The organism is Bacillus sp. KICET-3 (genome assembly GCF_033261025.1).
Taxonomy (GTDB): domain Bacteria; phylum Bacillota; class Bacilli; order Bacillales; family Bacillaceae; genus Bacillus; species Bacillus sonorensis.
The window spans coordinates 3,860,678-3,880,861 of record NZ_CP137345.1; the positions used below are offsets into that span (position 1 = coordinate 3,860,678).

Consider the following 20,184-nt stretch of genomic DNA (forward strand, 5'->3'; position numbering starts at 1 on the left):
TTTCTTTTATTGTTTGTTAGTATAAGAAAACAGCCGGCAAATATTCAGAAAAAAAAGGGATAAAAGAACGCTTCTTTTATCCCTTTGCAACCTGTTCTTCTTCATTCAGTTTTTCAAGCCTCTCGCGCACTTCCTCTTCTGTCAGGCCATGCTCTTTGACATACAGATTCCGAGGATGAACCCGGCATTCGTGCGTACAGCCCCGCAAATAGCGGTGCTCATTTTCTTCAGAACACAGAATCTGCTTGTTGCATTCCGGATTGGCGCAGTTGACATAGCGCTCGCAAGGCTCGCCTGTAAAGTAATCTTTTCCGACGATGACATGCTCTTTTTGGTTCACGGGAACGCTGATTCTTTCATCAAAGACATAGCATTGGCCGTCCCACAGCTCGCCCTGGACCTCAGGATCTTTCCCGTAGGTGACGATGCCGCCGTGAAGCTGGGACACATCTTCAAACCCTTCTTTTTTCAGCCAGCCTGAAAACTTCTCACAGCGAATTCCGCCGGTACAGTAGGTCAAAATTTTCTTTCCTTCCAGCTTCTCTTTGTTGTTTTGGATCCATTCCGGCAATTCGCGGAACGCTTTAATGTCAGGTCTGATCGCTCCCCGAAAATGCCCCAGATCATACTCATAATCATTCCGGGCATCGACGACGATTGTATCTTCCTGCTGCATGGCTTCATAAAATTCCTTCGGCTCAAGATATCTTCCCGTCAGTTCATTCGGGTCGATATCGTCTTCGAGACGGAGCGTTACCAATTCATCGCGGTGACGGACATGCATTTTTTTGAACGCGTGCCCTTCGGCTTCATCAATTTTGAACACCATATCTTCAAAACGGGGATCATTTTTCATTTCGTTCATATAGCGCTCTGTCTGTTCGACCGTTCCTGATACAGTTCCGTTTATCCCTTCACTTGCCACCAGGATGCGGCCTTTGAGCCCCAGCTCTTTGCAGAATTTGAGATGATCTGCGGCAAATTGCTCGGAATTGTCAATATGAACATATTTATAGTACAACAATACTCGGTATTGATTTTTCATGTTATCTTAACCACCTATCTGATGCATATTTTTATAAGATAAAAATGGAATCCTCATCCATTTAGATTTAAAAACCTTCAGTCATATTAAAACAAATCATCACCATGAATTCAATGAAATCAGTTTGGACATTCCATTAATCAAATGCTAAAAATTTTATCACTTCTTGCAGTTTTACGCAAGCGAAACAGCTCAGGTTAAAGGGCCCTCAGCAATTCTGTTATAAACTCCCAAAAACCAGGCACCTCTTGACATAAAAGCATCTCCGCTTTTTCGCAAATCTTCATCTTCAGCTCCTGTTCAAGGTCTTCCCTCTCTTGATAGGATGTGTTGTTTAATTTGCTTTTGATCATCGGCGTGAAGTTTTCCAGCAATTTTTCAATGTCTTTTTCATCGTGCAGACTCACTGTTATCATTCCCCTCTGCTTGAGAATTCAGCAGCACTCTTATTTTTTCGATGGCCCTTTTATGAATTCTTGAAATATTTTGCCTCGACTCTCCTAAAGAGTCAGCAATTTCCTGCATGGATACCCCGTGAAGATAAATTTGCGCCAGCACTTTTTTCTGCTTGTCCGTCAATTGCAAAAACGCCTCATAGAGCATTTGGTCCTGCAAATGTTCGCTTAAATCCTCTTCTCGATCCAAAACATCATCTAACAGGTCCCCGCGGGGCGGCTCAGACAGGTTTGGACTGTCGTCGATCATCAGTGGAAAGCGCTCTCGGTTTTTCCGGACTCTTTTATCAAAGTCGACGGAGAATATCCGGATCATCGAGTTGATGTATTTGATCATGCGGATGTTTTTGTAAAACCGCTTAAATTCACGATCGAGACACTCTGCCTCTTCAGAATCCGGATGTTCCAATACGTGATTGAAAAGCCGCTCATACCCGGGATTACTCAAAAAATTCTTCACAAGCGGATGCTTTGTGACCTCCTTGATTTTCGAACGCAGTAACGTTTGATCAATCATATAAACCGCCTCCTATTTATTTAGATGAAAGAAATGAAAAAAAAGTAAACTCATCTCTTCTATTAACATGCAAACATAAGTTCCCATTCAGAGAAAATAGTTTTTGCTTACATTTTTCAAACTTTCGTCACTTCATAACATAGGAGGTGGTAAAAATGGACAGTGCATTTATTGAGGAAGCAGCAAAACAAATCGGCAATGTCGGCTTTCCCGCTGTATTGGCGATTTACCTGCTTATACGTTTTGAAAAGAAAATCGATGAACTGATCGAATTGATCAAAGAAAAAAATGATTCCGGTGATTGACTTCGGCCCCGTTTTTTTCACTTAACATGACAGAAGGGGAAAACGAAAGGCCTTTCAGCACTCCTTTACATTTTTAGAAAGAGGGGATATCACATGGAAAAAAACAAACAAATTCCGCAGCCGATCAGAGGAGAAAAAGGAGCGGAAACGAAAATTCCGCATAACATTGAGCGCGACCGGCAAAATCCGGACATGCTCGTGCCGCCTGAAACAGATCACGGAACGGTTTCAAACATGAAATTTTCATTTTCCGATGTCCACAACCGTCTCGAAAACGGCGGATACGCACGGGAAGTCACGGTTCGCGAGCTGCCGGTCTCCGACAATATCGCGTCTGTCAACATGAGGCTGAAACCGGGAGCCATCAGAGAACTGCACTGGCATAAGGAAGCAGAATGGGCTTATGTGATTTATGGATCAGCAAGGATTACGGCTGTCGACCAGGACGGCAGAAACTTTATTGAAGATGTGAAGGCGGGCGATTTATGGTATTTTCCGTCTGGGATTCCCCATTCGCTTCAAGGCCTTGAAGACGGCTGCGAATTCCTGCTCGTCTTCGATGACGGCTCCTTCTCTGAAAACAGCACCTTCCAGGTGACGGATTGGCTGGCCCATACGCCTGATGATGTCATTGCCGCAAACTTCGGCATTTCAAAAGAAGTCGTCGCTTCTCTTCCAGCTGAAGAAAAATATATTTTCCAAAAAGCGATCCCTGGATTGCTTGAGAAGGACAAAGTCGAAAGCCCGAACGGAACGGTTCCTCAATCCTTCAGCTACAATTTGCTTGATCAGGAACCGATCGTGGCAAGCGGCGGTAAAGTATGGATTGCAGATTCCACTAATTTCAAAGCATCGAAAACGATCGCATCTGCGCTTGTGGAAGTCGAACCTGGAGGCATCCGGGAGCTGCACTGGCATCCGAATACAGACGAGTGGCAATATTACATTTCCGGAGAAGCGAAAATGACGGTTTTCGCGGCTGACGGACATGCCAGAACATTTAATTACCGGGCCGGAGATGTCGGCTATGTGCCGTTTGCGATGGGACACTACGTCCAAAATACTGGAGACGAACCGCTTCGCTTCCTCGAAATTTTCAAAGACGACCACTATGCTGACATTTCTTTAAACCAGTGGCTCGCGCTCGTTCCGGAAGAACTTGTCCGCCAGCACCTTGACGTTGGCAGCGAGTTTACAAACATGCTCTGCAAAGAAAAGCATCCGGTCGTTAAATTTGATAAAAAATAACCAGCCAGGCTTGCAGGAGACATATCCTGCAGGCCTTCGGCTGTGTATACATATTTTAAAGGAGTTGTGTCATGAAACATTTCGCTATTTGCTGCTTATCGGTTGTATTCGTTTTTTCCGCCCACTTTCTCGGCATTTCGATCCTTTTTCATCTGCCGGGCGCATTTTACCAAACGGTCGGGTCCCTGCTTCTGTTCACGCTTTTTTATATTGGACTGACCTTTGTCATGGAACCGGCTGAAAAGCTGCTCATCCACAGCATTAAGCTGTTGCGCATCAATCGGCGGATCACGGTTTTCGCCGCCGAAATCATCACAATCGGATGTTTATGGGCCGCCATTTTCACAGCGGACGAATTGCTGGACGACATTCTGCTGACGACTTCGGCGGAAATGATGATCGCCGTTTCGTTTTTTACAATCGATAAAATCCTTTATCCGCGCCAAAGGTCCGGTTCGCTCTTACAATTCTAAATCGGATGATAAAGTTTTCTTCATTGCAGGACTCAACGTTCTCACAAACTTTATCATTTGCATGAATGTTATAAACTGGATATGCAGCGATTAAAAGGAGGTTTTCGTCCATGAACACAATAAGTTTCAGGCAGGACATGTCGATCAAAGAAATCGGCGGACAGGTGCAAAGCTATGTGAACGTTTATTGGAAAAAGACGCTCGACAACCATCGGGAGGAATTTTTAAAAGCGTTTCCCGAATTAGAGGACGCGACTTACGGGCTTTACTTGGATAAACTGCTCCCTCCTGTATTTGAGAGCCTCGAACAATCCGGCTATATAACGATTCAAGATGTGAAAAAAGGCGATTTTTTCATCGGACAAGGCTTGAACTTTAGACAGTCCATGGAAAAATGGGGAGCTGACAACTGCCGCTCACGAGTGTTTTGGGTTGTCATCGCCGATCAGCAAAAACACCCGGTCGGCACGATGCTTTTTGACTTCTATCACTCCCATGCCGGGTTTGATGTGCCTCATGCCCCTCAGATTTACACTTTGGAAGACACAGAAAGGGGCCTGATTGTCGCTGCCGTTAAACAGATAAAGGAGAACTAGCTTGCTACGATCTGCTTTTAAACATTTATATGCTGCAGCCGCTGGGTCATCCAGCGGTTTTTTCACTTACATGAAACCCAAGGAAGCTTTTGAAACTCATCAAACAGCCGATTCGTTATATATAAGACCAGCATCATGAGAATGTTCGAAATATTGTTAACTCTACTGTCTTTTTATCATACTGTTTCAGCAAAAAATGCCGGGAAAGCTCTTTTTAATCAAGTCAGCAGTCCCCGGGTCGCCGTCAGCTTATTTTCGATGGCGTACTTGGCAGCAATGACAGTTTGCTCAGAAAGACAAAACCAATCCGGAATCCATTTCTATGAATAAATGAGATTTTATGCTAAGATTAAAGGAAAACATGTTTGAGATGCAGTAAACGTATGATCCAGCACAGCGTCTTTCTTCAGGGAAAATTTACATTACAAGATATGAGATCTTTCTTTTTTTATTGGCTTCAGAAATACGCACTCCTTTATTTTATTTTTATTTTTCTATTGTTTGTCTGGGTGTTTTCCGTCGATGAGAGGCTGCCGATTACCGTTTATCATAGTGAAACACTCGAATTGCTGTTGAATGGCCTTCTCATTATTGTACTTTCAATGATTTTAACGCTACTTTTGATTGGTTTTTTTTATATCCGGATGCAAATTGGATTTCGAAAAAATGAACGGTTAAAACGCAAACGAACATATACCATCAATCCACAGGGGATTCAGATTCAATCTAAGAATTCCGATACGTTGTTTCAATGGCATGAAGTGACGGCAGTAACAGAATATAAACGCCTATTCCTCATGAAAACGTCCAGCAGCCAGTTGATCTTGATACCGAAACGTTATTTCACATTTGAAAATGAGCTTCATTCGTTCAGACAGCTTGTGACTGAATATGGACAGGCCAAAAAAGTAAAATGGCAATCTTAAAAAGAGGGGTCTCCCCCTCTTTTTTATATGGCATATTTTCAGCCTGCAATTGTTTTGCTTCTTAATATATGTAATAAGTCCCATCACTTATAAGGTCATTAAGGCCAAAAAATGGTCCATCACACCTGATGGGGCCGAATTCTGACATGATTTTATCTCATAGAAAGAAACAACCTGTAAAGGAATCATAGGTATAGACTTGATTGTCATTGGTTTCATTTTTGGAATGAATCATTAGCAAAACCAATCTGCTGGTGATCTTGGAGTTGTGAAGATTCATCTGGACTTCAGTATTATTGCTGCCAATAATACTGTTTTGGCTGACCTGCAAAAAAAGCAGCCAATTTGTACTAATGGGTTTATTTAAGCGGTTCACTGTTCCTGAACAAAAACACAAAATCCCCCAAAAAACAAAAAAAACCACCATCATATGTATGGTGGAGACGGTGGGAGTCGAACCCACGTCCAGAAACGTCGATACTTCAGCGTCTACGAGCGTAGCCCTGCATATTTGGATTCGCTCATCGTCGTGCCTGCGGGCGGGCCTTCAGAGAGCCAGTCTGATGAGTCTCTTCCTGCGCTCTCAGACGGAAGCGCAAGCGTAGCCTACTTGGTTATGGGCTCTTAACCGGCACATAGGCGATGCGGGCAAGAGCTCGCTGCGCTAATTAGGCAGCTAGTGCTAAGTTCTGGTTATTAGATTTGCCAGTTATATTTAGGTGCGTTTTTACGAGATCGCCTCTCGGCTCGCAGCTCAAGCTCGATCCGTCCCTGTCGAATCCGTAACGTCCCCTTGGATGAAAAGGAAGCCGGATAACTGGCTGCATCACTATTATAACAAGATCACGCGTCAATTCCAAATGGTAATGTCTGTGATCACGTTCATATAGGATAACATGAGTTCTGGCTTTAGATCAAGCCTTTTTGCCTGTCGCGGAATGCTCTTTCAATTTCGCGCTTCGCGTCTTTCCGCTTCAAATCTTCGCGCTTGTCATATCTCTTTTTCCCTTTTCCAAGGCCGAGAAGCACTTTGGCAAAGCCGTTTTTCAAATACAGCTTGAGCGGTACAAGCGAATATCCCTGCTCTTTCGTCAAGCCGATCAGCTTGTTGATCTGCTTGCGGTGCATCAAAAGCTTTCTTGTCCGCAGCGGATCGTGGTTATACCGGTTTCCCTGCTCGTACGGACTGATGTGCATATTGTGCAGGAATACTTCTCCCCTCTCGATTTTGGCGAATGAGTCCTTTAAGTTCACCCGTCCGGCGCGGATGGATTTAATCTCGGTTCCTTGCAGAACAATTCCTGTTTCATATGTTTCTTCTATAAAATAGTCGTGGTTTGCTTTTTTGTTTTGGGAAACGACCTTCCCTTCTCCCTTTGGCATACGGCAACCTCCTCCCGCTTGCTCTTGCTTTCCAAAAGGCAGCGAATACGTTTTATTCTATCAAATCAGCGCCTGTCTTACAATTCGCCGCCTTTTAGTTGAAGCATGCCGCTTATTTCTTCTTTTTCTTTCTTTTTTGCTTTGGTGCGTTTTGAAAACCGCGTTTTTTCTTCACTTTTTTCTTTTTCGGACGTGTGAACCAATCGCCTTTTTCTTCAGATGACGCTTTCTTCTTCTTGTTATTGGCATTCGGTTTTTCCCTGCGGCGCGAACCTTTCATGCCGACAATTTCAAAATCGATGTTTCGTTCATCTTTATTGACGTCAACGACGCGGACCGTGATTTCGTCGCCGATCCTGTAGATATTGCCCGTTCTTTCGCCGATCATGGCATAATGCTGTTCATCAAAGCGGTAAAAATCATCGGTCATGAAGCTGACATGCACGAGCCCTTCAATCGTATTCGGCAGTTCAACGAACATCCCGAAGTTCGTCACCGAGCTGATGACGCCGTCAAATTCTTCACCGATCTTATCCATCATATATTCCGCTTTTTTCAGGTCATCCGTTTCCCGTTCGGCGTCTACGGCATTGCGCTCCATATTGGAAGTGTGCTCCGCGATTTCCGGCAACAGCCCGGCCCATTTCCCTTTCGTCACTTCATCCGTTTTTCCCTGAATCAAATACGTCCTGATCAGCCTGTGGACGATTAAATCCGGATAGCGGCGGATCGGCGATGTGAAATGCGTGTAAAATTCAGTCGACAAACCGAAATGGCCCAAACTTTGCGGGTCGTATTTCGCCTGTTTCATCGATCTGAGCATCACCGTTGAAATCACGGCTTCTTCAGGGGTGTCCCTGACATCATCCAACACTTTTTGCAGCGCCTTCGGGTGGATGCTTCCGGCCGCTCCTTTGACGACATAGCCGAATGTCGTGACAAACTCCAAAAATTTCTGCAGTTTTTCCTGGTCCGGGTCTTCGTGGATCCGGTAAATAAACGGAACATCCATCCAATGGAAATGCTCGGCAACCGTTTCGTTGGCGACAAGCATGAATTCTTCAATCAGCTTTTCCGCTGTCGAACGCTCCCTCAGCACGATGTCTTTGGCCGCTCCTTCTTCATCGACAAGCACTTTCGCTTCCTTAAAATCAAAATCGACCGCTCCGCGCTCCATCCGCTTTTCCCGCAAGATGGCCGCAAGCTCTTCCATATCTTGAAACATCGGCACTAGCGCTTCATACTTCTCTTTCAACTCTTCATCATCATCGACGAGGATTTTGTTGACATCCGAATATGTCATCCGCTCAGTCGTTTTGATGACGCTTTGAAAAATCTCATGCTCGATAACCTGTCCCTGTCTATTGATGGTCATTTCACAGGACATGGTCAGCCGGTCGACCTTCGGGTTCAAAGAACAGATTCCGTTGGACAGCCTGTGGGGAATCATCGGAATCACCCGGTCCACCAAATAAACGCTCGTTCCCCGTTCATACGCCTCTTTATCGATCGGTGAGCCTTCTGTTACATAGTGGCTGACGTCGGCAATGTGGACGCCGAGTTTATAGTGGCCGTTTTTCAGCTTTGTGACGGTGACGGCATCATCCAAATCTTTCGCATCCGCGCCATCGATCGTCACAATCGTTTGATCGCGCAAATCCCGTCTGCCGCTGAGATCCTGCTCATCGATGGTTTCCGGAGTGGCGTTGGCCTGCTCCATCGCTTCGGCGGGAAATTCTCCCGGCAGTCCGTGCTTGTGAATGATCGAAAGGATGTCGATGCCCGGGTCGTTTTTGTGGCCGAGAATCTCGATGACCTCTCCTTCCGCACTCATCCGTCCTTCAGGATAGCTTGTCAGGCGGACGACGACTTTATGGCCCTCGACAGCCCCGTTTTTGGCGTGTTTCGGGATAAAGATGTCATTCGTGATTTTCTTGTCGTCCGGAATGACAAAGCCGAAGCTTTTCGTCTCAGTATACGTTCCGACGATTTTCTCGACATTCCGTTCGATGATCCTGATGACCGTTCCTTCTTTTTTTGTGCCGCCGGTCTGCGTGCTCAGACGGACGAGCACCGTGTCCCCGTTCATTGCCGTATTCAGCTCGGACGGCGGAATGAAGATATCATCAAGAGAGGAATCTTCAGGAAGAAGAAACGCAAAGCCTTTTGCGTGCGCCGAAATCTTCCCTTTGATTAAATTCATTTTTTCCGGCAATCCGTACCGGTTGCTTCTCGTTCTGACGACGAGCCCTTTTTCCTCAAGACTCACCAAAGCCTTGACAAGCTCTTTATATTCATCTGCATCTGTGATCTCAAGCATCTCCTCCAGTTCCTGAACTGTCAGAGGTTTATACGCTTCTTCCTTCATAAAGGCAAGAAGCTTATCCATAAATTCTTCTTTTTCCACTAATCAGACCTCCTTATGTCTGCCAATCCAGCGTTTCTAAAAACCGGTGCACATCCTCATGCAACGTCTCCCGCTCTTTATCCAACGTAATGGCATGTCCTGATTCTTCATACCATTTAATGTGCTTATCATCTGTTTCGACTTCATTGTAGATGATGTTCGCGCTGTCTGTATTAATCATATGATCATGGCGGGCCTGCACCACAAACGTCGGCGAGTAAATCATGTCCACATGCTCTCTGACGTCTGCGATCAGCTCTTGCAAAGCTTTTAACGTGTTCATCGGCGTTTTTTTGAAATCTTCCATCTCCGCGTCAATCTGTTCCGAGGATTTCCCTTCAAACTTTTTATAATTCCGGGCGTAATCAAGCACACCTTGATACATCGTCTCTTCGCTTTTGATGTACATCGGGGCGCACATTGGAACAATTCCCTTCACGGGTACAGTGTAACCCAATTTCAGGGAAAAAACTCCCCCGAGCGACAGTCCGCAAGCCGCAATTTGTTCATAGCCTTCTGATTTTAAATAGTCATAGCCGTCCATGACGTCTTTCCACCAGTCTTCCGGCCCTGTGTGAAGAAGCTCTTCCGGCGGCACGCCGTGTCCTTTATATTGAGGCGCATGACATGTATAGCCCCTTTCATTCAAATACCTTCCGAGCATCCGCACATCCGCCGTGTTCCCGGTAAATCCGTGCAAAAGAAGGACGGCTTTATTTCCGCCTTTAAATGTGAAAGGTTGTGGTTTGACGATTTTCATGATTAGCAGTCTCCTTTTCAATTCTATTCTTCCACGTTTGATCATGAAACAAACTTTCATACCGGCATAGCAAAATCCGGTGAATATGAAAAAGGCCTGACTTCTATATCAGACCTCATGCTTCATTGCCTTATACAAAGTAAGCAAGTGCAATCGTTAGGAAAAAGAAAAGCACGGTCAATACTACCGTGATGCGGTGAAGAATTAAATCAAGCCCTCTCGCTTTCTGCTTTCCAAAAAGCTGCTCGGCTCCCCCGGAAATTGCACCTGATAATCCGGCGCTTTTACCGGATTGCAGTAAAACGACAACGATGAGTGCGATACTGACAATCACTAATAATACAGTTAAAAATGTGGCCATTCCCTACACCTCCAGACAAACTGGCTGACAATAGTTTTATTTTACATGAAAAGCAAGCGCATGTCACGAGCTGTTCTGCTGTTCTTTTTTATTTTTTCCAGCGCAGAATGCCGTATACAAAAAAGAAGCGGGAGAACACCGCTTCACTATATGTAAACATTATTTCCTGTTGGACAAGGCCTCCAGCAAATCTTCCAAAAGCATTTCGGCGCCGCGCGGGCTGAGGATGATTTTGCCGCCTGCGTACGTTTTGTTCTGTGTCGTGATTTCACCGGTCATCAGACAGGCCATGTTTGCTGCATATTTGGCAAGAATGATATTGTCGCCGTCGCTGTAAATTTCAAGCGGATCTTTTTCCTTGATATTCAGCACCCTTCTCAGTTCCACCGGCAGGACCACCCGGCCAAGCTCATCGATTCTTCTTACAATTCCGGTATTCTTCATTGTCTGAAAAGCCTCCTTTTTCCTCCTTCTTATTGACTTTTGTCAACATCTTTGTAGTAAAAGAGATCCTCGAACTTTTTATTGAAGTACTGAATCATCTTGCCGATGACAAGCTGCCCCGGCCTCCTTTCTCCATTTAAAACTCTGCTCAGTGTTGCCGGGGATACGCCGATTTCGATGGCAAGCTGATTTAAAGAGAGATTATGCTCAATCATATATTGAAGGACGAAATCTCTTCTGATATGAATCTTTTTTACCATTTTATCTCCCCCTAACCCACTCTTATATTTCTTTTTATCTATATCAACCATAAACGCTTTGTTAACTTTTGTCAATACTTTTATCATCCAGATGTTTCCTATAGTCAATATTCATACTAAAATATTTGATAATAAGAGATTGTGAGGTTTTTGCCATGACACACTTTGGAGATCATTTAAGGCAATTAAGGGAGCGGAAAAAACTGACGGTCAACCAGCTTGCGATGTATTCCGGCGTCAGCTCTGCCGGCATTTCGAGAATCGAAAACGGGAAGCGCGGGGTTCCCAAACCGGCGACGATCCGGAAGCTTGCGAACGCCCTGAAAATTCCCTATGAGGAATTGATGGCATCAGCGGGCTATATCAGCGCCACCACGGTGCAGGAATCGAGAAGCGGCTATGATTCCATCTATGATATCGTTTCCCGGCATGGCTTGGAAGATCTGTCCCTGTTCGACAGCGAAAAATGGAAGCTCCTTTCAAAGAAGGACATAGAGAACCTTGATAAATATTTTAACTTTCTCGTCAAGGAAGCAAGCGGCCGGAACGGCATATCCTGATCCTCCGCTGATATTTTTCGCCCTCCGGCATTTCCTTCTGTTATTTTATCCCTGCCGTTAACTTTTGTCAATATTTTTTCCTCTGAACTGTTTCCTTTAGTCAATAATTGCATTAAAATGTTACATATCATGAGATTCCCGAGGTGATGGCGGTGACAACGTTTGGAGAGCAGCTGAAAAAGCTGCGGGAACAAAGAAAATTATCGGTCAATCAGCTTGCGATGTATGCCGGAGTCAGCGCTGCGGCGATCTCCCGGATTGAAAACGGGCACCGTGGAGTCCCGAAGCCGGCGACGATCAAAAAATTGGCGGATGCCCTGAAAATTCCGTATGAACAGTTAATGGACATTGCCGGCTACATGACCGCGGGCGAAATCCGCGAACAGCCGCCTGAATACCGCACCATTTATGATGTAGCGGCAGAGCGGGATATAAAGGATTTGTGGCTGTTTGAGACTGAAAAGTGGGACTTGCTTTCCCGCGAGGATATTCTGAATTTGGAACAGTATTTTCATTTTTTGGTCAATGAAGCACAAAAGCGGAAACCTTAAAAAGCCGAATTTCTTTTTTGAAGAAATTCGGCTTTTTTTCAGCTTATACAGCATTCGCATCGGGCGTACGCCCTTTGCTGTTTTTAACCGGGCTCAAGACGCGCTCCAGCCAGCCCATCAAAAGGTCGGCGATGACGGCCATCAGCGCTGTCGGGATTGCGCCGGCGAGGATGATCGCTGTTCCGTTTGTGGCGTTTGACCCTCTGACGATAATGTCGCCGAGGCCGCCGGCGCCGACAAACGTACCGATGGCGGTGATGCCGATCGCGATCACCAAGGCGGTTCTCAGACCTGCCATGATGACGGACAATGCAAGGGGAAGCTCCACCATCCTCAGCACTTGAAGCTTCGTCATCCCCATCGCCTTCCCTGATTCCAGGTAGGCTTGCTCAATGCTGACGATTCCCGTATACGTATTTCTGATGATCGGCAGGAGCGAGTACAAAAACAGGGAAAGGATGACCGTGTTGGCGCCGAGTCCCATGACAAGCATGAGCACGGCCAGCATCGCGAGGGCCGGAATCGTTTGAATCACGTTCGTGACCGAAAAGACCCAGCCGCTTATTTTTCGGTATCTCGCGATCAAAATCCCGGCCGGAACGCCGGCGATTGCTGCGAATAAGACGCCGTAGGCAGACATTAAAAAGTGGCGGAAAAATTCCTGGAGAACGTAGCCTCCGTTTTGCGCGTAATACGTCCAAAGCTGTTGAAGAACGTCCATGTTCCTGCTCCCTCCTGTTCACTGAAAATAATTATGTTTCTTCAAAAATTCCTCTGCGACAACAGATGGTTCTTTCAATTTTCCATCAACCTCGTAATTCAGCTCCTGCATCGTCCCGGTGTCAATCTTTCCGATCAATTTATTGATGACGCCTTCAAGTTCAGGATGCTCCTTCAGCACTTTCTCCGGTACGACAGGGGAACAGTCGTACGGAGGGAAGAATCGCTTGTCATCCTTTAATATTTTTAAGTTGTAGGCTTTGATCCGGCCGTCTGTCGAATAAGCGAGGACGATATCCATCTTGCCGTTTTTGACGGCATCATAGACGAGCCCGATCTGCATCGGAAAGGTTGAACCAAATTCCAAACCGTAAGTCTGTTTAAATCCCTGATATCCGTCGCCTTTTCTTTTCAGCCAGGCATTGTCAACGCCAAGCTTCAGCGTTTTCGCGTCTTTTTTCAAATCAGAAATGGTTTGGTAGTTCCCTTTTTCCGCCAGTTCCTGCTTGACCGTAAAAGCATACGTATTATCGAATCCATAGGAATCAAACCATTTATAATCAAACCTCTTTTTAAATTCTTTCTGGACGATGTTGAGCGCTTTTTGCGGGTCTTTTTCCGCTTCGAGGCCGAGTGTGCTCGTCAGGTCTGTTCCCGAATAGCGCGTGGCGGAAATGTCGATGTCCCCGCCAAGCATCGCCTGGTGCTGCACATAGTTTGAGCCGAGGTTTTTCACCAGTACGGTATTTAAGTCTGTATCATGTTCGATCAGCAGTGAGATCATATTGGCGAGAATTTCGGATTCCGTCAGGTTTTGCGCGCCGATTTTAATCGTTTGATCAGATGCCCCGCCAAGTCCGGGAAGCGCACAGCCGCTGCTGAAAAGCGCAAACACCAGCATAATGGCTCCAAGCAATCTTAATGTTGTCTTCTGCATATCAGCCAACTCCTTATGAAACTTCCTTCATCCCTTTCAATCCTTCAGGCGTGACTTTGCTTTCGGTTTTCAGGAGGATGTAATCGATCAGCACGGCCAAAATGGTGACCGGAACGGCTCCGGCGATAATATATTCAGGCTGGTAAAGGTTGAGTCCGATAAAAATATAGTCGCCAAGACCGCCCCCGCCGATAAATGAAGCGAGTGTCGCCCAGCCGATCAAATAGACGGTCGACGTACGGATTCCCGCCATGATCACCGGAACCGACAGAGGCAGTTCGACAAGGCGGATTTGTTCCCATGCAGTCATACCGATTCCCTTTCCAGACTCCAGCAAATTCCGATTGACACCTTTTACACCGGTGTAGGTATTCCTTAGAATCGGTAGGACTGAATAGAAAAATAACGCAACAATCGCCGGAATCTTTCCCACTCCGAGAAGAGGAATAAAAAACGCTAAGATCGCCAAACTCGGCAAAGTCTGTACGATATTAACGACGCCGAGCACGACACCTGCCCCCTTTTTCATTCTCGTCAGCAGGACACCGAGCGGAACGGCCACAATGATGCCGAGCAGCACTGCTAAAAGGGAAATATATAAGTGCTCCCATGTTTTATAAAGCATCTCCCCGCCGTTTTTCTGCAAAAAATCAATCACCTGATCCATCATTCCACCTCCTCACTTAATTGATGACGGCATGTTCCTCTTCTTCGCCCCAAATGGAGTCATAGACGATATCAACGAGGCTCGCCCTTGTAACAATGCCGACAAGGCGCTTATTTTCATTGAGAACAGGTACGTATTTAAAGCCCCTTTTCAGAATCTTTCGGACGGTATCGCGGATCAGCGCGTCTTGCTGAACGGTATAGACGTCTGTATTGAGGACTTCGCCTACCGTGACGGCCTTTTTCCGGTTTTGGTCAATGATTTCGACATCGATATAGCCTTGTAAAACATGTTTTTCATCAACGACAAGCAGTGAGTCGACACGGTGGCGCCTCATCATCTGGATGGCTTCAGACAAGGTTTTTTCACTTGTGATGGTGACCGGATTCAGGTTCATGACCTGCTCGACGCGCTCAATATCGGGCCGTGACTGTAGAAGGCGGTCCTTTCCGATAAATTCCTCGACAAATTCATCCGCGGGATTGCGCAAAATCTCATCAGGCGTTCCGACCTGAACGATTTCACCCGCTCGCAGAATCACGATCCGGTCGGCGAGTTTAATCGCTTCATCCATATCATGAGTGACGAATACGATCGTTTTGTTTAATGATTTCTGCAATTTTTTAAACTCTTCCTGAAGCGAGTCACGGGTGATCGGGTCCAGAGCCCCGAACGGCTCATCCATTAAAATCAACGGCGGCTCGGCCGCAAGCGCCCTCAGCACCCCGATTCTCTGCTGCTGTCCGCCGCTTAATTCGTGCGGGTATCGGTTCAAATACTCCGGGCCCATATCGACGAGCTGAAGCAATTCTTCTGCCCGTTCTTTTCTTTTTTCTTCCGGCCATTTTAACAGCTTTGGCACAAGAGCGATATTTTGCTGGATCGTCATATGGGGAAACAGCCCGATTTGCTGAATGACATAGCCGATTTTTCGGCGAAGCTCTACGGGGTCCTGATCCAAGATGTTTTCTCCATTGATGTAAATGCTTCCTGAAGTCGGCTCAATCAGCCGGTTGATCATTTTCATCGTCGTCGTCTTCCCGCATCCGCTGGGCCCGATAAAGACGATAAATTCACCTTTTTCTATATCAAGGTTGATATTGCTGACGGCCTTTTTGCCGCCTTTATAAACCTTTGATACATTGTCTAACTTCAGCATCAGCACACCTCCGAATAATTTTTTGAAAAATCCAACATCTCATTTATTATAGGATAAACTTTGTAAAATAAAAAGTTTACAATATGTTCAAATGATTTGAATAAGACATAAAAAAATATGTTTACTCTTTATGAGATCGTTTATGCTTAAAATAACAACCGTTTCCTTTTATTTTCTCCCGTTTTATCGTTTTCAACAGATAACAAATTTATGGTATATTGTTGACAGTAAAATCGGCTGTCGGAAGGGATGATATACTTTGGAAGAAAAGGCTTTACAAACGATTAAACAAGCGGAAGAACACTTTATCGAAAAAATCGCTGAAAATATGAATACGTACGGTATATCATCAACTGTCGGCCGCGTGCTGGGTATTATCTACATGAACAGAAAACCGCTGACCTTAAATGAGCTGTCCGAAGAAACGGGTATGAGCAAAACAAGAATGAGCCAGGTCGTGCGTGAAATGCTCGACTTAAATATAGCGGAAAAAGTCTTTGAAAAAGGCGTCCGCAAAGACTTGTACGATGTCGAACAGGATTATTACCAGACGTTTATTTCATTGTTTACCGCCAATTGGAGCAAAGTCGTCAAAAAAAACCGGATGATCGGAAAAAAGATTAGAAATGAGCTTTTGGAGGCGCTGGAAGAGGACAACCTTTCGCCTGAAGCCGAAGAAAAGATCAACGACCTGCTGGAAGAAACAAAAAAATGGCTTGATTACTATCAATGGCTCGACAGCCTGATTGAGTTTCTTGAAAGCGATGACATATTCAAATATGTGCCAAAGCCTTAAAAAAAGCTGCAGACCGTGCAGCTTTTTCATTTGGCGGCGCCGCACAGCTTAATTCAACGCGCGGCTTTTTATCCCGCCAAAATCGGAAACATTCCTTTCAGCCCCGTTCCGATCATGCCGACCGCTACTACCGCCAAAATCAAACCCATCAACCGGGTGATGACGTTCATCTCCGTCTGGCCAAGCCTTTTGGTGATCAGTGTTGAATAATGGAAGGCCGCAAATGTCAATAACAGCACAGCGGCAATCCCGATGATCATTCCGCCAAACTGAACCAGGCCGCGGCTCCCCGCTGAAAGGCTCATCACAGTGGCGATCGTTCCCGGACCGGAAATAATCGGAATGCTGAGCGGCGTCACGGAAATATCCTCCTTTTCTTTGCTTTCCCGGTGTTCGTTATGATGGAGCGACTGAACGTGCGATTGCTTGGCATTCAGCAGATTGTAGGCGATTCCGAAAATAAAGATCCCGCCTGCGATCCTGAGCGCATGGATGTTAATAGCAAACAGCCTGAAGATGAATTCACCGAAGATGAGAAACGCAATTAAAATAAGAAATGACAAAATGGCAGCCTTTCTCGCCAAAGCGGTGCGCTCTTCCGCTTGATAGCCCTCAGTCAGGGCCAAAAAGAGCGGAACATTGCCGATTGGATTTGTGACGGCGAACAAAGAAACAAAAACATGAATGATAAAAGAAACCATAAGTTCTCTCCTTTCTGGATATAAAACATCAGCGGATATTCGATTTATTACCTCGGGAGACGCTTTATTAAACTTTCATAAAGTGATTACATTCAACTGTATTTTCATTTATAATGAGTTCTCAGATAGGACAAAATAACTATTTCAAGAAGGAGAATCTACTTTTATGACATGTTCGAAATGCGGCCGTCAAACAGATGGCGGAAAATTTTGCGAAAACTGCGGTGCCAATCTGAGCGCGGACAGCGAAAACGTCCATCATGCCGCAGCTGATGAAAGCGTTCAGAATGCCGCTGACAGATTGCAGGCTCAAAAGTATGTGGAAGCGACGAAAAAGGCTTCGTCCATGTACTTTTCGTTCTGCATAAGGGTGCTGAAAAACCCGTACACAGAGATGAAAAGCGCGGGAGAACAGCATTTTCTGCACAGCATCATAACGATGGCGGTATTTGCCCTTGCCGTTCCGTCGATCTTTTATTTCGGCCTGAAAGGATTTTTTGATTCTCTGGGGCACTATTCGGGAATATTCAGCCGCTCCTATGCTATGCCGTCGTTCTTTGATATCGTGCTGAAGCCGGCATTTACCTTTGCTATTTATATTTTCTTATTATTTGTTTTTACATACGCCGGCGTGAGAATTCAAAGGGTTCAGGCTTCATTTAAAGAAGTCATGGGCCGTTTTGGGACGGTGCTGATTCCTTTTACGGTCATTATCCTTGTTGCTTTGCTTTTATCGCTGATGCAGACATCATTGTTTATGCATGTTTTATTATTCGGACTTTGCGCCATCGTCTTTTTAATCCCGCCGGCCGTACTTTACAGCTACCATGAGCGGGCAAAGGGCGCTGTTGACATCGTGTACGCGACACTGCTTGTTTATTTGATGACATTTATTTCCGTCCGGGTGATGGGAGACCTGTTTTTTGAATACTTGGGCAAGCTCGGCGGCTCGATTTTGGGCCGGATATTTTAAGTAAAAAAAGGCTTTTTTCCAGGTGGAAAAAAGCCTTTTTGCTATTCAATTGATGTCAGGAGCACCTTTCCGTCTTCGACAACGGCATGATATGTCCAATGATACGTTTTCAGCTGCTCTTTGCCGTTTTTGATCACATTGATCTTCTCAATTGTTTTGATGGTAGCGTCTGAACCGTTTTGATCCCAGCTCTCGATGCTGAAATCGGCGACTTCCTCTTCGATATTGCTGCGGTTTAACTTTGCGACCAGCTCTTTTTGATCAGCATAAAGCGAACTTCCTTTTTTCAGGCTGTCGGCGACGAGTTCAAAATCATTTAGATTAATCGCATCTTGAAGATTGTATAAATAGTCTTCAACTGCTGAATAGACTTTATGATCTGTCAGTTCTTCGCCTGCTGAAGCGTTTTTGGATGACCCTTTTGATGACGCCCATGCTGATGTATATTCCTCCGGCTTGTCATTTCTGATTTCTTTTTTGTTTTTAAAGGACGCCAAGCCTGCAGGGTCCTTTTTTTCGACAAGCCATTTCTTTTGGTTATCAGAGTAGACCAGCGTATACGTATATCCATTTTTGTTTTCTTCCAAATCAGGCGTGCTGTAATCGTCATAGTAGGCCGATTTGTGCTTTTCAATTCCATTGACATCCGTTTTCCATTTGCCGTCTTCGTTATACAGATGGAAGGAATCCAAGTCAAATTCGGTCGATAAATAAGCGTCTTTAAAATAGGTATTACTGCTTTTAAAGCCTTCAATCATATCTTTTACATCGCTTTTATAAGCCGGGGCGGCAGCGGTCATTTCTCCGGCGTTTCCGCTTGCAAAAGCTTTTGCCTCTTCCTTCGTATGCTTTGCGATCCTTTGCATCATCTCGTTCATGAATTTTTGATCTGAAGCAAGGTTGACATGTATTTCTGTGCTGTCAATCGGCGTTTTTTCGCTTTTGAGTTTCCCCCAGGGAAATTCGGCCTCAACGGCAGCAGACATTGAACCGTCTGTCAGTACGGGACCGAAGGACGTTCCTTGAAAAGGATTGATCTTTACTTTTTGACCGTTGATCCATAACGTTCCTTTCAGCTTATCATAACCGTCGTCAAAGACGAGCTTCGCTTTTTGCGCATCAAGGGACGCATCAGCGCTTGCGTCCTCGTCCAGCGCATTGATATGCTTTGATTTTTTCAGTTCGCCGATATCGGAGTTCAGCTTTGCTTCCACATCGTACGAACCGGGAACGAACGGGCCGAATTTTTTCTCGAAGTTTTCCTTTTCCGTTGTCAGCACCTTTTTGTCGTTTATGTAAAGGCCGGCGCCTTTCTCGCTTGTCTTAACCGTCAAATAGACCGGTTCCACATTCAGCACATAGCGGTCATAAATCAAAAATTGTTTTCCCGCTTTTTCGATGGAAACAAGCCCGTCCCCGCTCTGATCCTTCAAAGAGCTGATCAGGTCTTTTTTCTCATCGGGGTGCTCGTCTAAATACGTCATCAGCGGTTTGACGTTCTGTTTCGTAATCGTCAAGTCTACGTCTGATGAATGAAGCAGTGAGGCGACTTTCTTTTCATCGTTTTGCTTAAGCGCGCTTTCAAAGTCGCCGATCAATTTTTCCTTTGAGGTTAGTGCTTCTCCGGTCTTATAGCCCGCAAACAGGAGGACGCAGCCCGCGGCAATCGCTGCCCAGATGATCACGCTTTTCTTTGAGATTTTTCGTTTATGTACCGGATCTTGATTGACGGGTTCTTCCGCGGCTGCTTGTCCGCCATTCACAGGAGTCCCGCAATGTTTGCAAAATTGCGCTTGCTCTGACAGCTCGCGCCCGCATTCTTTACAAAAATTCATGTCTTTCCTCCTATTATTCTGTTTCTATAATAGTTATTTTATACTATATTCACGAAAAGGAGGAGTGTTTCATAAATAAAAAAACCAAACGAATGGTAAATCATC

24 protein-coding genes and 1 other RNA gene are annotated in these 20,184 nt (G+C 45.4%); 9 read left to right on the forward strand and 16 right to left on the reverse strand.

Translation table 11 applies throughout. The features are described 5' to 3' along the window. Positions 1-76: 76 nt before the first annotated feature. From R5H20_RS19800 to R5H20_RS19810, 3 genes are all read right to left on the reverse strand, one after another. The gene (locus R5H20_RS19800) at positions 77-1,045 is read right to left on the reverse strand and encodes an oxygen-dependent tRNA uridine(34) hydroxylase TrhO (RefSeq protein WP_006639109.1); all 969 of its coding nucleotides are present in this window, start codon (positions 1,043-1,045) and stop codon (positions 77-79) included. A gap of 197 nt (positions 1,046-1,242) precedes the next feature. Further along, a complete protein-coding gene (locus R5H20_RS19805) occupies positions 1,243-1,398 on the reverse strand; it encodes a hypothetical protein (protein ID WP_238548712.1) in 156 nt (51 codons plus the stop codon). 37 nt (positions 1,399-1,435) lie between these two features. After that, a complete protein-coding gene (locus R5H20_RS19810) occupies positions 1,436-2,017 on the reverse strand; it encodes a sigma-70 family RNA polymerase sigma factor (RefSeq protein ID WP_006639111.1) in 582 nt (193 codons plus the stop codon). Positions 2,018-2,172: 155 nt separating this feature from the next. Between R5H20_RS19810 and R5H20_RS19815 the strand changes: the two genes are divergently transcribed. The 5 genes from R5H20_RS19815 (at position 2,173) to R5H20_RS19835 (ending at position 5,565) form a co-directional block, all read left to right on the forward strand. Beyond that, the gene (locus tag R5H20_RS19815) at positions 2,173-2,322 is read left to right on the forward strand and encodes a YvrJ family protein (RefSeq protein WP_006639112.1); all 150 of its coding nucleotides are present in this window, start codon (positions 2,173-2,175) and stop codon (positions 2,320-2,322) included. Positions 2,323-2,415: 93 nt separating this feature from the next. Continuing rightward, a complete protein-coding gene (locus R5H20_RS19820; RefSeq protein WP_006639113.1) occupies positions 2,416-3,570 on the forward strand; it encodes an oxalate decarboxylase family bicupin in 1,155 nt (384 codons plus the stop codon). Between the two features lie 71 nt (positions 3,571-3,641). After that, on the forward strand, positions 3,642-4,043 hold the full coding sequence (locus R5H20_RS19825) for a YrvL family regulatory protein (RefSeq protein WP_006639114.1): 402 nt from the start codon (positions 3,642-3,644) through the stop codon (positions 4,041-4,043). Positions 4,044-4,153: 110 nt separating this feature from the next. Beyond that, positions 4,154-4,639 (forward strand): DUF6022 family protein, encoded by a 486-nt coding sequence (locus R5H20_RS19830; RefSeq protein WP_006639115.1) that lies wholly within the window; start codon positions 4,154-4,156, stop codon positions 4,637-4,639. Between the two features lie 365 nt (positions 4,640-5,004). Next, positions 5,005-5,565, forward strand: a complete 561-nt coding sequence (locus R5H20_RS19835; protein ID WP_224254439.1) for a YcxB family protein — start codon at positions 5,005-5,007, stop codon at positions 5,563-5,565. Between the two features lie 435 nt (positions 5,566-6,000). On the opposite strand, the gene ssrA is transcribed toward R5H20_RS19835, so the two are convergent. The 7 genes from ssrA to R5H20_RS19870 all read right to left on the reverse strand — a co-directional run bounded on the left by ssrA (position 6,001) and on the right by R5H20_RS19870 (position 11,180). After that, positions 6,001-6,358, reverse strand: a transfer-messenger RNA (tmRNA) gene (gene ssrA / locus R5H20_RS19840). 116 nt (positions 6,359-6,474) lie between these two features. Beyond that, on the reverse strand, positions 6,475-6,948 hold the full coding sequence (gene smpB, locus R5H20_RS19845; protein WP_006639118.1) for an SsrA-binding protein: 474 nt from the start codon (positions 6,946-6,948) through the stop codon (positions 6,475-6,477). 112 nt (positions 6,949-7,060) lie between these two features. Further along, positions 7,061-9,355 carry a ribonuclease R gene (gene rnr, locus R5H20_RS19850; protein ID WP_006639119.1) on the reverse strand — a complete coding sequence of 765 codons (2,295 nt, stop codon included), beginning with the start codon at positions 9,353-9,355 and terminating at the stop codon, positions 7,061-7,063. Positions 9,356-9,368: 13 nt separating this feature from the next. Next, complete coding sequence (locus tag R5H20_RS19855) at positions 9,369-10,115, reverse strand: alpha/beta hydrolase (RefSeq protein ID WP_006639120.1); 747 nt, start codon at positions 10,113-10,115, stop codon at positions 9,369-9,371. Positions 10,116-10,245: 130 nt separating this feature from the next. After that, a complete protein-coding gene (gene secG / locus R5H20_RS19860; RefSeq protein WP_006639121.1) occupies positions 10,246-10,476 on the reverse strand; it encodes a preprotein translocase subunit SecG in 231 nt (76 codons plus the stop codon). A 159-nt stretch (positions 10,477-10,635) separates the two neighbouring features. Continuing rightward, positions 10,636-10,920, reverse strand: coding sequence for an AbrB/MazE/SpoVT family DNA-binding domain-containing protein (locus R5H20_RS19865; RefSeq protein WP_006639122.1), 285 nt, complete (start codon positions 10,918-10,920; stop codon positions 10,636-10,638). Between the two features lie 29 nt (positions 10,921-10,949). Next, positions 10,950-11,180, reverse strand: a complete 231-nt coding sequence (locus tag R5H20_RS19870; protein ID WP_006639123.1) for a helix-turn-helix domain-containing protein — start codon at positions 11,178-11,180, stop codon at positions 10,950-10,952. Positions 11,181-11,335: 155 nt separating this feature from the next. Between R5H20_RS19870 and R5H20_RS19875 the strand changes: the two genes are divergently transcribed. Together R5H20_RS19875 and R5H20_RS19880 are read left to right on the forward strand one after the other, a co-directional pair. Next, positions 11,336-11,740, forward strand: coding sequence for a helix-turn-helix domain-containing protein (locus R5H20_RS19875; RefSeq protein ID WP_006639124.1), 405 nt, complete (start codon positions 11,336-11,338; stop codon positions 11,738-11,740). Between the two features lie 152 nt (positions 11,741-11,892). Further along, positions 11,893-12,291 carry a helix-turn-helix domain-containing protein gene (locus R5H20_RS19880; RefSeq protein ID WP_029419541.1) on the forward strand — a complete coding sequence of 133 codons (399 nt, stop codon included), beginning with the start codon at positions 11,893-11,895 and terminating at the stop codon, positions 12,289-12,291. Positions 12,292-12,334: 43 nt separating this feature from the next. On the opposite strand, the gene R5H20_RS19885 is transcribed toward R5H20_RS19880, so the two are convergent. From R5H20_RS19885 to R5H20_RS19900, 4 genes are read right to left on the reverse strand one after another with little or no spacing between them, the layout of a single operon-like run. After that, a complete protein-coding gene (locus R5H20_RS19885) occupies positions 12,335-13,012 on the reverse strand; it encodes an ABC transporter permease (RefSeq protein WP_006639126.1) in 678 nt (225 codons plus the stop codon). A gap of 18 nt (positions 13,013-13,030) precedes the next feature. Next, complete coding sequence (opuCC, locus tag R5H20_RS19890; protein WP_006639127.1) at positions 13,031-13,948, reverse strand: osmoprotectant ABC transporter substrate-binding lipoprotein OpuCC; 918 nt, start codon at positions 13,946-13,948, stop codon at positions 13,031-13,033. Between the two features lie 13 nt (positions 13,949-13,961). After that, on the reverse strand, positions 13,962-14,615 hold the full coding sequence (locus R5H20_RS19895) for an ABC transporter permease (RefSeq protein ID WP_006639128.1): 654 nt from the start codon (positions 14,613-14,615) through the stop codon (positions 13,962-13,964). A 16-nt stretch (positions 14,616-14,631) separates the two neighbouring features. After that, positions 14,632-15,774 carry a betaine/proline/choline family ABC transporter ATP-binding protein gene (locus R5H20_RS19900; RefSeq protein WP_006639129.1) on the reverse strand — a complete coding sequence of 381 codons (1,143 nt, stop codon included), beginning with the start codon at positions 15,772-15,774 and terminating at the stop codon, positions 14,632-14,634. A 259-nt stretch (positions 15,775-16,033) separates the two neighbouring features. Here R5H20_RS19900 and R5H20_RS19905 point away from each other — a divergent pair, with 259 nt between their 5' ends. Next, positions 16,034-16,570: a GbsR/MarR family transcriptional regulator gene (locus tag R5H20_RS19905; RefSeq protein ID WP_006639130.1), complete on the forward strand. Its 537-nt coding sequence runs from the start codon at positions 16,034-16,036 to the stop codon at positions 16,568-16,570. 68 nt (positions 16,571-16,638) lie between these two features. Here R5H20_RS19905 and R5H20_RS19910 read toward each other — a convergent pair whose 3' ends face one another. Next, positions 16,639-17,271 carry an NAAT family transporter gene (locus R5H20_RS19910; protein ID WP_006639131.1) on the reverse strand — a complete coding sequence of 211 codons (633 nt, stop codon included), beginning with the start codon at positions 17,269-17,271 and terminating at the stop codon, positions 16,639-16,641. A 166-nt stretch (positions 17,272-17,437) separates the two neighbouring features. Between R5H20_RS19910 and R5H20_RS19915 the strand changes: the two genes are divergently transcribed. Further along, positions 17,438-18,244, forward strand: coding sequence for a DUF6574 domain-containing protein (locus R5H20_RS19915; protein ID WP_006639132.1), 807 nt, complete (start codon positions 17,438-17,440; stop codon positions 18,242-18,244). A 41-nt stretch (positions 18,245-18,285) separates the two neighbouring features. Here the strand turns inward: R5H20_RS19915 and R5H20_RS19920 are convergent, their stop codons facing one another. Beyond that, positions 18,286-20,079, reverse strand: a complete 1,794-nt coding sequence (locus tag R5H20_RS19920; protein ID WP_006639133.1) for a zinc ribbon domain-containing protein — start codon at positions 20,077-20,079, stop codon at positions 18,286-18,288. Positions 20,080-20,184 lie beyond the last annotated feature (105 nt).